The sequence below is a fragment of the Okeania sp. SIO3B5 genome (genome assembly GCF_010692555.1).
GTDB lineage: Bacteria > Cyanobacteriota > Cyanobacteriia > Cyanobacteriales > Microcoleaceae > Okeania.
Map to the genome: position 1 here is coordinate 1 of NZ_JAAHHG010000239.1, position 14,400 is coordinate 14,400.

The following is a 14,400-nucleotide window of genomic DNA, read 5'->3' on the forward strand; positions in this document are numbered from 1 at the left end:
TGGTGTGGTACAGTTTAGTTAAATCTAGACTTTTTCCACACTTGAAAAAATGCTGACGACAATAATAGTTAGCCAAGTTGTACAAGTTTTTTGATTTAAAGGCTAACTCATCACACACCCGCCAATACTGATGTGTTCGGTTAATAATATGTCTGTCAACAAGTCGCATTTACCCACTATAAATTTATCTTAAGTTATTATCTTAATTTTAAGATTACAACACTTTTCTACAAATAGCAACTACTTTATACAATTTTCATTCAACAGTTAATCACCCTTGAAACAGGTTCTTGCCCGCTATATGGAGGATATTCACCCCAGTAAAAGAAATATCCGCCAGGAGCCTTTAACCATTTTAGCCAACTGGGCAAGACATTCTTCTTGAATCCGGAATTTAATTTTGTAAAAAATTTAATTAAAAATTCCTCATGCTCTCTTTCTTTTTCAAAGTCTCGATAACTTTTTCCAAATTGATTTTGTAGGTTAGATAATATTTGCAAATCACCTTTTGAAGCAATTATTTGGTCTCGCACTTTTTTATTATATTTCCAAATACCTAAATGATTCTCGTATATAATTTTCCGATCCACTAAAAAGTATCCATATTCATGACCATATAACTCTTCATAGGGACACATAAAATTGTTGTAAAGCTCATAAATCTTACCACTTTTACCAACTACACGCCAGTGTACTTTACCTATGAAAGGTGTATCCCACCAAGACATAGAGTAAGGAGTCCAGACTTTTCCATTCAGAGGTAGAAATAAAACAACTAAGTAAACTAGCCAATTGAGTGGAGAAAAAAGTGTAGTGCTTATACTATGACTTAAATTGGAAATCAGAACAATTATAATAGTATTGGTTAACGCATATTCCCAAAAACAAAGACCAGTAGCTAAAAAAATTGCGATATTTAGAAGTGTGCAACCAGTCAACAGTGAAAGGCATATAGCAGAATTAGCCATTAAAGCAAAAAGACCGCATTGAAATATAATTGTACATGAGTTTATGATTTGATTAAATTTTTTAACTTTATTAACAACATTAACTGCCAGTCTTTCAGGTAAAAATTGTAACCATCCCCAGTTATAGGCGGATATCATTAGATAATGAGTTTCATTTTTAAGCATCCATGAATGCCATTTATCTCCTAGTTTTAATTTACCCACACCAGGAATAAAATAGTGCGATGCTTGTACGCATAACATTAATAGGATGAATGGAACAAAAGTATCAGCAGACTCAATTTTTTCCACCCAAGTAAGATGTTTAATTATAACCAGCGCTCCCAAATAGGATACAAACATTTTTAGGATACGAATAGGCATCATATTATGGATTAACCAAGCGTTGAAAAAATGGATCGAGATAAAAAGATATGGAAGAATTAAAATTGGATAAAAGTATAGACTAATTGTTAAAATAATTAGCAATATTCTTTCTTTAATATTTTTTTCGTCAGCAACAACATCATAATCCATTGTTATGCCTTTCCAAGTAATTATTGCAGCCATAAAAAACATAGTATTTCTAATCAATACTTGAAGTTTAATGACAGAAATATCTAGTTGATAACCGAACAAAAAACTTAATATTATCAGGATAAAAAACTGTAGCCAATCTGCCCGATTTCTCGTAATTAAAAAATTCTTTATAGGAAGTAAGTCTACAAGGATTTTCATCCAATTTTTCATTACTAATTCATTTACACAACAGAATAAAAATAAAGTTATTATAATAATCTCATAACCTTTTAATATCATCTTTTATACCTTTGAAGTTCCAGAATATAGCCATTCGAGGACTCAGTTATACCATTTCTCAAAAACTTTTCTACATTTTGTTGAGTAGGGGAGTGGGTAGGGACGTTGCATGCAACGTCCGTACAGGGAGAAGCAAAAATAAGAATAATGAACATTAACTTAGCTGAAATTAGCAAAAAAGTGATTTTTTTTGTGCTTAAATGCCATATAAACTTCGCCTTAACACTCAGTAATATCATGTCTGGATAATTAGTGATAAAAAACTTTCTCCTTCTTCTCCTGTTCTTCTTCTTCCAACTTCAGTCTTCCCTCCTGACTCCTGACTTCCCCTCCTGGGAGGGGTTAGGGGTGGGTTGACTCCTGGGAGGGGTTAGGGGTGGGTTGACTCCTGGGAGGGGCGAGGGGTGGGTTGACTCCTGACTCCTACGCCGTTATTTATTTATAACTGTTCAACCGGACATGATATAAAATGCGCAATGCTAATAAGTTTACTCCATTGGATTACCAAGCTCGTCGATAGACACATTGGCTGACAATGGCAAACGACCTGGATTTTTTCTTGATTCTGCTGCATAACCTACAGCCACAAGAACAGCAATAGCGATGTCTGGCATATTGCCAGCTCCAATCACCTCTTTAACTCTATTCTCTAAAGGATGATAGAGCATACAACTAGATAAACCCAAACTTTCTGCTGCCAGAACTAGATGAGTAGCTGCGATCGCGGCATCTTTAACTGCCCATTCCCGAGTTTTGTCTTCTTGTTGTTCAAATAATTGAGGGATACCTTTTTTCAAGTACTTTACTTCCTTGTCAGTATATACTCCATTCTGCTTGGCCAACTCTAGCATATTGACGGTATTTTTATTCCAACCATTGAAGTCTGCAGCAAAGACAAAGGTTATCGGCGCGCTAGCAATAATTTTTTGACGTTCGTAAATCCTTGGACGTAATTCACTAATCTCCTCATCCGTACAGGCTTTTACTAATGCTGCTTTTTTTTCTGGACTTTGGACTACAACAATTTGCCATGGTTGTAGATTGGATACGCTAGGAGCAGACACGGCAAACTCAACGAGTTGCTTTATTAGTTCTGGTTCTATTGGATCAGGCTTAAAAGCTCTGATAGAGCGTCGTTGTTGGATTGCCGAAGGGACATCTAATGGTGTGATTTGGTTCATTTTTTACCTTTACGAAAAACTAGGATTTGAGATTGCTTTCCGTTCCGGAATGCTGCGCAAACCCTATCAGTCGCTTCGGACAGAAATACGTTGAGGTACTTGTCACCCCTTGAGACTCTGATGTTTACTTCTATGTAAGGACGTTGCATGCAACGTCCCTACTGCCCTACTCCCCTGCTCAATAAAATGAGAAATGGTATTATCAAAATAATTGGGTCGTGCCACCCCGCCTTTTAAGGCGAAATATTTTTGGAGGCTTGCTCAAATCCCCTACTTCCCCTCCCCTCCTGGGAGGGGTTAGGGGTGGGTTGACTTCTGAGTTCTGACTTCTGAGTTCTGACTTCGTTAAACCTTTGCTGCTTGCTCTGATTTGCTGTATTTAAACAACGAACCACAAGCTACGCGAGTCCTCTCTGCTGCTGCACTCCACAGTTGGAAAGCCACATCTTCTAAATTTTGCCCATCAGCTTCAAGCATCCGGGAAATCATGCTAATTCTGCCGAAAGACCAAAATAATCCTGCTTCAAGCAGATATGGCTCATTGGTTTCTGCGTGTACTCGGAAGTCATACAAAGAGTAATCACGACATCCCAATGCAACATGAGCCTTCTTAGCACTATCGGCAAGTTTCTTGAATAGTTCTGGTGTGACATTTGCTGGACATACTGGCTTCACTTCTGGTTTCTCAGGTTGTTTTCCAGGAGTTCCGTCTGATTTTAGCTCCAACTTATCATGTACAGTTCTAATCGGGTGTTCCTCCGTGACTAAATACTCTATCATTGGCAAGACGGACAACTTACCCTCATATTCAACTACACCTACACGGAGTTCCCTTCCAGGAATATAATCCTCAACTAACAACATCTCGTCCAGTTCAAACCCAACTTCCAATGCTGCCTCTATTTGAGATTCATCCCACACCAATGTCACACCCAAAGAATTGTCTTCCGAGGTTGGTTTCACGATAAAGGGTGGCTGCATTGTTAATTTATCTCCCCGGTGTAGTTGTTGTGCTTTGGCAACCAGGACATCAGATGCAGACACGATGTTTCTTGTATAAGCTTTGTTAGTTGCTAATGCTGTGCAATGGGATGGTGAGCCAACTATGGGGATACCAATAATATCCTCAAATAAAGCCCTGAAACTGGTCATTCCAGGAAAGCAGAACATATGGGGAACCACTACATCAATCTGAGATAGTTGAGGAATCATCTCCTGGAGAGACATCTTTTCCGACAAGGAATCTAAGGATGTACCTAACTGCCAAAGATTGTCAGGATGTACGACTGCATAGTAGCTACTGACACCCGCTGGTTGCACTACTTCTTTGGCGTAGATTATTGATAAGTTGTAGTAAAAGTCAGACACAAGGGAACCTGCCAGGTGTAATACTTGTAACACTGGCATTGTGCTTAAGGATGAAGGTTGAGTTTGGCTAATTTTTCCTAATTTCATAATTAAATTGCTTGGTATTAATTTGTTAACTTTGATATTTATATCATGTCCGTTTGAATACTTATCACTTTGGAGTCAGGAAGGCCACGGGAGCTGTTTGCGCAGCATTCCGAAGGAAAGCCGGATTCTATATTATTGGGCAGAACTCGAGGTTATATCATCAGGACTTACGCAAAGGCACTATATATAGGGTGTCGCTCAGTTACACTAGCGCTAACACACCCTACTAATAGCGTTCATGCGTAAGTCCTGATCATGTCCGGTAGCATCGGAGCGTGTATAAAATCAGGGTGACACTCTTGAGAAAACCTTCTGCCTCCTGCCTTCCCCTCCTGGGAGGGGTTAGGGGTGGGTTGCCTCCTGCCTTCGGACAACCATTGTCTAATTATTCAACCGGACATGGTATTACGGGTAAAGTAGTTTTAGCAATTACTCCAGCTCGCTCCTCTTGCAAACAACGCACCTTTGTGGTAGAATAATCAGACCAATCTCGCTGCTCTGCTTCCTCATAGTCTTTGACTGCCAAGCTTAACTGAGGAACAGATATATTGCGTTGACTCGCCATCGCCAGAGCAATTCGTAAATCTTTATGTAGTAGTTTGACGGTAAAAGCTGGGTGTTGAGAGAGGTCATCACAACGTCGTGAAAACCAATAGTGAGGTAAACCATGAATATCCCCAGCATTTTGACCAAAGGAACCAAAGCGTAGGGCATCCCAAATAGTTTGTAGTTCAATTCCCTCAGCTAAACCCAAGGTAATTCCTTCACTTACTGCTTGAACTGCCACAGCATTAACAGCATTGTGAATAAGTTTACATTTAGTTCCTCTGCCAATCTCTCCACAGTAGAGAACACGGTCTGCCATTAGTTGGAGAATTGGTTCAACTTGCTCAAAGATAGTCTTTGAACCACTAGCCAGAACTGCTAAACCCATGCCACCTTCACTTTTAGCACCTTCTGGGCAATCATTAAAGGGGGCATCTAACATCTCAACTCCCAGTTCCTTCATGGCTTTATATAATTTGAGTATTGTTTCAGGAGAATTTGTGGTAAGGTCTATATAAATACTCCCCGGTCGCAATCCTTGACTCAGACTATGTTCGCCCTCCAGTACAGCAGTTATCACATCTGTTGGAGTAGGCAAGGAGGTAAAAATTATCTCTGAACAAGTTGCAACTTCTGCACAACTATGGGTAATATGGGCACCCAAAGACTGCAACTCTGTCATTTGATCTGGATTAATGTCATAGACATAAACCGAGTAACCATGGGCTAGAAAATTAGCTGCTTGTCGCCCTCCAATATTACCACAACCGATGATACCAATAGTGCGATAATTAGTGGGAGCTTTACTTTTTGAAGTGCTATTACTTGGTGACATATCTTGCTTAAGATAGATAATGAATGTTGTTGTTAAAGAAAATTAGGGAACAGGTACAGCATGGGGTGTCTAGTGCCGTTATTAGAAACCTACTGGCGCGTCAAGCTTGAAAATGTGGATTAGAAAATATAGACCTCTCCCCCCTTTCCAAGGGGGGTTGGGGGGGATCGGAGAGTTAATTTTACCCACAATTTTAGCCTTGACGCGCCAGTAGTAGCGCGTCAAGTTTGAAATAGTGTTTTAGGAAAATTCTCCAAACCTTAGTCATAGCAAGAATTATACTCAAAAATTTAATACACCATTTTTAGCTTGACACCCCACTACGATAATCTATAGAAATCTATTTATTGGAAAACTTGCTTCTACCTTCTACCTTCTTCAATGACTTGAGACTTAATAGCGAACTTACTAGAAATAGCCAAATACATTCCAAATAAAATTACCATGAAACTTACCCAAGTCCATGGTTCAATATTTTCTGAAAAAATCGCCCAACCTTCCAAGGAACTGAAAATAGGAGCAAGTAACCCAACTAGACTAGCAAATCCTGAAGATAAATTTTTCAGGCAATAAGTCCAAAGTCCTATACCCAACATTTGACCAACAAAGGCTAGACTTATAACTGAAAACCACCCAGTTATTGAACTAGGAAAAAGTTGTTCTTGAGCAAATATAACAACAGGTAATACCAACAGAAAACTTGCTGTTGAAGACCATTTCATAATGGTTACAGCGTTAAACTTAGTACGGAGCTGCTCTGCAATTAACGGGTGTACTCCAAAAAACACTGCTGATAGTAAAGCCGCAAAATCCCCTGTTAGCTGCTGACCAATATTCAATGAGAACAGGTCATTTACTTCTAGTAACATTACTCCCGCGATCGCAACAAATGTACCCAGGATAAATCGATTTTCAAAGAATTTACCAAAAACTAGCCACCCTCCTAAGATAGTAAATATAGGAATCAAATTATGGATAATGCTAGAGTTAGCAACACTGGTATTGGTTAAAGACCAAGTCCAACATATTGTACCCATTGATAAAAGCGTTCCATCTGCAATCAATAACCCTATTTCCCTTATCGAAATAGTTTTCTGTATTCTAAGTTCAGTGTGCTGCTTTTGGTAAGGCACATTTAAAAAACTATTCAGTAGCCAAAAGCCAATAGCTGCAATCCAAAAACGATTAAATGCTGTAGCGTTTGGTCCTATTTCCAGTTCACTCAAACGGATAAAAATTGGTGAAAAAGAGAGACAGGTTATGCTAGCTATTAATGCAGCTACCGAATCTATCGGTAATGATAAGAGTTGTAATCGTGATACTTTATTGGGAGCATCCATCTTTTTCCGTCTCGATCAAACTGATACAAGGTACTAAAATTTTGTTATTTACTCAACTCTCTAGAGTCGATCAAGAAATGAAAAATTCCATAAACAATAAAGCCTGTAGCCATACCGGGAAGCACTTCATAAATAGCACTAGATAACCCAAGTCCTAAATTCCAGGCTATGGAAACAATAATACCAATAATCATCATGGCGATCGCTACTGGCACACTTATAGGTTTTTGCCAAACCCGCAATACCAATAACGGGCCTAAGCCGCAAGCTAAAATTGACCAAGAGAAAATTACTAAAGCGAATACGTTATTGTCTCCTGTTAGGGCAATAGCTAATACAATAGCTGTGACAACTAACGTGGCAATTTTAGCCATTCTATAAGAATTAGCTTTAGTAGGAATCAAGTCTTGACTCAATGCAGCCGAACAAGATAAGATCTGAGAGTCTGCTGTGGAAATTGCTGCGGAAAATAATCCGGCTAACATTAACCCCACCATCACTGCTGGTAACAGTTCCATAGATAGATAAGGTAATGCCAATTCTGGGTCACTTGATGTCATTAAATCTGGCAATAATGCTCTTGCAGTCAATCCCACACCGAAGGCTGTAGCAGAGTTCATTTGACCGCAGACAAATTTGATATTGCGAGCCAAAGTAACATTCTCTGCGGAATCAATTGCCATTGCTCGTACTAATATATGAGGTTGCCCTACAGCGCCAAACCCTGCCACTACCCATCCCAAAAAGTAAGGGAAAAATCCCCAAGGCAGATCGGCAGGAATCCAATTTGTCAGGGTGGGGTCAATTGCATTGAGTTTTGCCCAAAGTTCTCCAAACCCACCACAGTTAATCAGACCGACTATACACAGAACCAACAAGGAGCCAATCATCAAAATTGCCTGCACTGAGTCAGTCCATATAGAAGCACGAATGCCTCCTGAAAAACAGTAAATAACTACAATTACAGCTCCAATGATAACTCCTAATTGATAGTTCCAGCCAAATATTGCATTTAGTCCTTTGCTTGCTGCTACAAGTTGAGCTGAAGCATAGGTACCGAGAAAAGCAATAGTAATCAGAGCTGAAATTATTGTAATCAAGCGTCCGTTATTTTTTCCTTGCTCTAGGTTTTCTTGACCGAGGAATGAGGAAACTGTATCTGAATTAGTTTGCTGAGAGACTAATCTCAATTTTTTGAATATTAACCACCAAGCAATATAGTCTCCTATTGCCCAAGCAACAGGTATCCAAATTGAAGCACATCCGACTTTATAGGTAAAGCCAATTACACCAATAAATAGATACCCACTTTGACCTGTTGCCATTGCTGATAAAGCTGTCAGCCACGGATTAACATTTCTACTTGCTAATAGGTAATCATTTGTTGTGTTTTGTTTTTGGGTTGCGGAGTAAATGCCTACTATTGTAAATAATAGTAAAAAGGCAATAAATGTTATCGCAATCCAAATTTGTTGATCCATAAAAATTGATGATTTAACCTTAGTAGAAATCTGGTTTTTCTTTTTTAGTTTCTGAGTTTACAGCCTACAGAAATCCCAGGACTGTTTCATTCTAAATTTTTGCATTTCTCTCAAAGCCTGATGAGGAGGCAGTTATGAGCAGTTCTACTTCTTTGGGTGAAAAGTCAACTTTTAATCGTAAATTAAAAGCCTCCATCTCAGTGTCTCCGTGTCTCCGCGTCCCCGCGTCTATCGAGAATGAAATAGCCCTGACAGAAATCCAATTTGTTAATCTCCCCCTAATTCTACCAGTTTTCCAATATTAAAATCGATTCTTACCCAGCCCTTTAATTTTTGCAGATTACCTAACAAAAGTAAAGGAATTTGCCAATGATGTACCATCAAAAATGGTAAGGGGTCATTTATTTGAAAAATACCGTCTGTTCCTTGAAAAATTCTGTTAATCCAAGTTTTTAATTGTCCCAAAGACCTAATTCCTGTCAGTCGCCATAATTCATGGTAAGTCCAATAAGTAGGTTTACTATTTGGCAGTGGTATTAGTGAGGCTTCATTTTCATCTTTACTATCTTTTAAATAAGCATCTGCTACTCCTGGATGGTCGTGAAATGTAGTAATAGCTGAGTGAGTCCTGGGGTTACATTCTATGGGATAAACTCGACCATCTTCTGTTTGAATAAAGTCAAAAGAAATTTGCCCAGTAATATTTAATTCTCTGACAAATTTCTCTACCCATTGATAGATTTGAGGTCTATCAACATGATGATAATTGACTTGAAATTCTGATGATTCGCAACAACAATAGAGTCTAGTTTTACCCTTTCTTACAGTGCTATGGGTACAATATTCTTTGCCTTTCACAAATTCCTGCATAATCCAGGGTCTCTCTTCACTAATCGGCAAGCTATTAACAAATTCCTCCATTTCCGTTCTAGAGTTCATGGGCAATTTTGTCATGTCTAAACGACGCACTGAATCGTAAGGAATACTTTTGAGAATATATTTACTCCCATCAGTAGCAAAGTCAAAATTGAGAACTTGTTCGGGATTTGTAATTAAAAATGATTTTGGTACAGATAAACCAAAACTTTTAGCTTTCTCAATAAATGTAAATTTATTATCTAATAATTGCGTAATTTCAGCATCAAAATGCAATACTTCACAATATTCTGATAAAAGTGGTTTTGCTAAAGATTCATAGTAGCTTCCTGCCGGACTAGATACAGGGATAAATACATCTATTTTTTCTTTTTTAATAATATCTAATAATCCTTGAAAATAGCCCTCCCAGTCTTTTTGGGGAAAGGGTAATGTGTAGAAGCCTGCAACAGCATTAGAAAATCTATTTCCTGATAACCAATATTTATTTGCTTCTAGCAGAAAAACTTTGTGTCCTGCTGCATGGAATGAACGGGCAAGTTGCAAACATTTTGTCATTTTTGCACCCGTAATTAGAATATTTTTTGGGTTTTCAACTACTACTTTTTTGTGAAAAGGTTGACTAATAAAATTCCAGAGCAGTGATGGTATTACTTTAAGTAAATTTAATGGTAAAACAATTAATAATAAAACCAGAGTACCGATATTTTGGAACAGTGCATAAGCACTTCCTTGGACAAATAAAATTAGTGCCATGTTATTATTTATAATAAGGAAAAAAATGTTAACTAGCTATCAGCTTTTAGCATTTATTGACATTAACTACTTATACTTTTTCATAAGCTAAGATACTGGCAGTTTTTAGTAGTTCTTCATCAATGGTAATTTAACACTCATAGTATAGTTGTACTTCCGTTACTGTGAGGCACTGTGAGTCGATGCAGTTTACTCTTGACATACTCCCGACGTTGCGCTTAGGCGACAACGCGGGATTCTTCAGCCAAGGAAGCCTTGACCGCAGTTTCAACAGAAGTGATGTCCTCCTCCTGTGCTGATAACAATCCAACCCACCCCCATCCCCTCCCGGGAGGGGAGCTAGAGGGGTGGGTGATATCATGTCCGTTAGCATCGGAGCGTGTATAAAATTAAGGTGACAATGAAAGAAAACCTTCTGCCTCCTGCCTCCTGCCTCCTGCCTTCGGATTGTAGATATTTGTCTAGGATTGTCAATTTTTTTCAGCTCTAGCAAGCAACAGGAGTTATATCCAACTATTGATTGGGTTAATAATATCCTCGTCAAACCATAACTACTTTCGCTTAATAATAGTTACCCCATCTCGTAAAGGTAGCAAAACTTGTTCTACTCTAGGATCTTCTGCAACAAAGCGGTTAAATTTAGCGATCGCTTCTCCATTGGCAGCACGCTTTTCTGGTGCAAGATAAGGTTGCCCTTGCAATAAAGTATTATCAACACAAATAAATCCATTTGGTGCTAATAAACTTGTATCTAAGAGAATTCTGAAATATTCTATATACTCTTTTTTATCAGCATCAATAAAAACTAAATCAAAAGTTTCTCCAGCATCTGCCAACTTTTGCATAGTTTCCAAAGCTGGTGCAACTTCCACTGATATTTTCTTACCAGCGGGAGACTTTTCAAAACAAGCTTTAGCAAAGTCAGCTACATATTGATCGACTTCACAAGCAACTTCATGTCCATCTTCTGGCAGCGCTTCTGCCATTGCTAATGCAGAATACCCGGTAAACATTCCAATTTCTAGGATACGTTTCGCCCCAGTCATATGAACAAACATTTTGAGAATTTGCCCCTCAATATGCCCAGATAACATTTCCTGTTCTAACTGGCGCACTGTTTCGCCATCAGAAAATCGTAAATTCCAGGGTTCCCGGCGAGTCTTTTCTGCTAATGCTGCCAACGCATCTGACTCCTGGGTAGTATTTTTCTCTATGTAGGGGTCAAGACCTTCTGCTAATTGGTAAGCATCTTTAATAGCTTCAGCAAGTTTGGCAGGTATTTCTACGGTTTCTGCCATCTTGACAGTTTTCTCAAGTTGTTCTACTAAAATACCCAACGGTGTAACTGGTCTGGCAGTTTTTGTATCTACAGTTTCTGTGTTGACAACGGTTATCATATTTCTATTCCATTACTACTGGATAAGTAGGATAGGCAAAGACTAAATCATCTATAGCATACGAAAACTAAGTTTTAGCCTAAGCATTACAAGGCTTTGAGATTAATTATCGCAGAGGTCTGATGAAAATTTTGCAGTCTTTGCCCACTATTGTTCTTTTTTAAAAAGGGAGCAGGGAGGAATTTTTTGTTTTCTCCACCCCACATCACAACTTCTATTTGTTTTACTCCAAACCAAGATCGCTCAAATACATCTGTTCGCCTTTTCCTTCATTTGGCAAAGAGGTACAAAAATCCTTATGTTCCTCCACAGAAGACATTAATAAGTCTGAGGGGACTTCTCCAGCAAAACTACAACTACCAATACCTGTAGGTAAAGGTGCCCATAATCCACTACTACCACGCTTGCGACGCATATTTTTCTGTCCTTGAATCATCAAATCACTGTCTTCGAGGATAGGATGATAAACTGATAAACCAAGAGAAGAACATAGTGCAACTATTCTGTCGCGATCGCCTTTCTCTAGCCAACCCATTTCCATTGCCAAGGTTGCTCCAAAAGCCATACCAATAGTAACAGCATGACCGTGCATCAATTTGACAGCTGGCTCAAACTTGGGACTCCAGGTGTGACCGTAGGCGTGGGGTCGGTCTTGATAGGTCTCAAACATATTTGTTCCTTCATGCTTCATGTAGGAATACAATGCTCGATAAATTACTTCATCAGCTACTTTAATCAGTTTCTCATCAGCATCAAAGTTAGCAAAATGGGTTTCCAGTAAGCGTGGACCGTATTCTTCTAATAGATCGAATAATAATGGGTCATCAGTTACTGCCATTTTGATAATTTCTGCCATCCCATTGCGGATATGACCTTTTGCCAAAGTGCGGAATAAGCTACGGTCTACTATCGTTATAACTGGGGGATGATATGCACCGATACTATTTTTAAATAGCTGACCATTTGTGCAGGTACGAGGGGATGGTCCAGCGTCAATGGCTGCAACAATAGAACTTCCAATCATCACATAAGGTGTTCGTCGGTGCTGCAAAGCACAGGCCAAACCTGCCACATCGCTGAGTACACCACCTCCAATGATTAGCACAGGTTCATTGCGAGATACATCACAGCCATCTTTACCTAAGAATTGGATTATGCGCTGGACTGTTTCTGGAGTTTTGTCTGACTCCCATGCACGACAAACTAGAGTTTCTAGGGGAATATCATTGTGCTTAAAGTAAGCTTGCAGTGATTCTCCATACAGTTCATCGACTGTTTGATCGACAACTGCTACACAACGACCACGACTTTTGTAAATTTCTGCCAACACTGGGTTAGATGGGTTTAATACTCCATATACCAACTTTACTTCTGACTTGAGAGTAAAGGTTGCAGAAATTTCAAATGAGCGACCATCTTCTACCGCTTTTATTTCTCCACGACCATCATACCACTCTGAGGTTCGGTACTTCTTGGCATGATCGCGCCGAATACTGGGGTCAAATGTGAAGTCTGGTTTGCTGATTTCTTCAGTTAATGCTGCAAGAGGTGATATTGTGTTGGTCATAATTTTAGTTAGTTAATGGTTTGCTCTGATGTTTTACTTCCGATCGTTTTTTTGAGCGCACGATAGAAGTTTCTCCTTGCACTTACAGTCAGTGTAGCAGCACATTATACATTATAGTGCATGAGTACATCACTGAAGTGGTGTTTCAGGATATTGCTACTTGCTTAGAGAAGTTTTTTTCATTAATTGCTAATTCAACAACTAATATTTAACAATTAATAATTAATAATCACCTAATAATTAATAATCACCTTTTCTTCAAAAGAAAATGACTGACTAATACCAGTATCATCAAATCTTGCTACAGTAGTTTATTTTTCTGGTGAAAATATAGATTTAATACTGTAACCACCTTTGTGTGAATTTGGTATCAAAAGCCATCAGAATGATTTTTTCTCTTGAAAGGATAGGCTTTAAACCTAAAACTATTAATTATCAATTATTCCGTGAATTATTTTTGCTACCACAGTATTTCCGATCAGTTTACTCTAGTACTGAATGTAACATAGTTTAGTACATTTACAATTGATTTTGATCGCTATCTAGAAAATATCTATAGAGATCCTTAGAAATACATTGAAGCAATTTTAGACATCATAAACTTAGACAATCTTTGTAAAATCTAAAGATTGACTGATGCTATAGACTTAGAAACTGCTCTTATCAGAGGTTAACTAGGTGCTAGCGATCGCTATTTTGTAAATACCAAAACCTATTACAGTTTCCTTATTTTATAGCAAAACTGAATTGATGTCATCATTGGTGTTTTCTTGTTATTTTACTTCTTCTCAAAATTATACTAGAAAGCCGATATTCTTGTCTATCCCCTAACTTCCACTTCAAATTACAACCGTGATTCACGTTTTGATCTGGATTTAACGGCTGCTGGATAGGTATTATGTTTAGCATAGTTGTCAAATCCTTAATATTGATGACTAATTGACTTACTTGGTAATTTTAATTATGGCGACGTGAATCTAACTTAAATTTTACATTTGCGTTTGCGATCGCTTTCAATTCTTTACCAGTTTGAATTATAAATTACCGTTCTTAGAAACCTACGATTATCTATATAAATCTATGATTTTCTATAAACAATCAGTTCTATTCCTGCTTCACTCTGGCAACGTCGGCGTTATCCAGTCCACAAGCTTTCACGACAGGTTTGCAGTGCAGGTATTTCCTCTTATTCATTCAATA

The 14,400-nt window shown here is 38.4% G+C and carries 9 protein-coding genes; all 9 read right to left on the reverse strand.

Going from position 1 to position 14,400, the window contains the following annotated elements; all coding sequences use genetic code 11:
- Positions 1-260: 260 nt before the first annotated feature.
- Positions 261-1,766 (reverse strand): hypothetical protein, encoded by a 1,506-nt coding sequence (locus tag F6K54_RS25770; protein WP_293083828.1) that lies wholly within the window; start codon positions 1,764-1,766, stop codon positions 261-263.
- 488 nt (positions 1,767-2,254) lie between these two features.
- On the reverse strand, positions 2,255-2,947 hold the full coding sequence (locus F6K54_RS25775) for a nitroreductase family protein (protein ID WP_293083831.1): 693 nt from the start codon (positions 2,945-2,947) through the stop codon (positions 2,255-2,257).
- 345 nt (positions 2,948-3,292) lie between these two features.
- Complete coding sequence (locus F6K54_RS25780) at positions 3,293-4,402, reverse strand: D-alanine--D-alanine ligase (protein ID WP_293083832.1); 1,110 nt, start codon at positions 4,400-4,402, stop codon at positions 3,293-3,295.
- Positions 4,403-4,787: 385 nt separating this feature from the next.
- Positions 4,788-5,783 carry an NAD(P)-dependent oxidoreductase gene (locus tag F6K54_RS25785; RefSeq protein ID WP_293083835.1) on the reverse strand — a complete coding sequence of 332 codons (996 nt, stop codon included), beginning with the start codon at positions 5,781-5,783 and terminating at the stop codon, positions 4,788-4,790.
- Positions 5,784-6,145: 362 nt separating this feature from the next.
- Positions 6,146-7,123, reverse strand: coding sequence for a DMT family transporter (locus F6K54_RS25790; protein ID WP_293083837.1), 978 nt, complete (start codon positions 7,121-7,123; stop codon positions 6,146-6,148).
- A gap of 44 nt (positions 7,124-7,167) precedes the next feature.
- Positions 7,168-8,604 (reverse strand): sodium/proline symporter, encoded by a 1,437-nt coding sequence (locus F6K54_RS25795; RefSeq protein ID WP_293083839.1) that lies wholly within the window; start codon positions 8,602-8,604, stop codon positions 7,168-7,170.
- Between the two features lie 267 nt (positions 8,605-8,871).
- The gene (locus F6K54_RS25800) at positions 8,872-10,236 is read right to left on the reverse strand and encodes an ATP-grasp domain-containing protein (protein WP_293083842.1); all 1,365 of its coding nucleotides are present in this window, start codon (positions 10,234-10,236) and stop codon (positions 8,872-8,874) included.
- 551 nt (positions 10,237-10,787) lie between these two features.
- A complete protein-coding gene (locus tag F6K54_RS25805) occupies positions 10,788-11,633 on the reverse strand; it encodes an O-methyltransferase (protein WP_293083845.1) in 846 nt (281 codons plus the stop codon).
- Positions 11,634-11,856: 223 nt separating this feature from the next.
- The gene (locus tag F6K54_RS25810) at positions 11,857-13,200 is read right to left on the reverse strand and encodes a sedoheptulose 7-phosphate cyclase (protein WP_293083847.1); all 1,344 of its coding nucleotides are present in this window, start codon (positions 13,198-13,200) and stop codon (positions 11,857-11,859) included.
- Positions 13,201-14,400 lie beyond the last annotated feature (1,200 nt).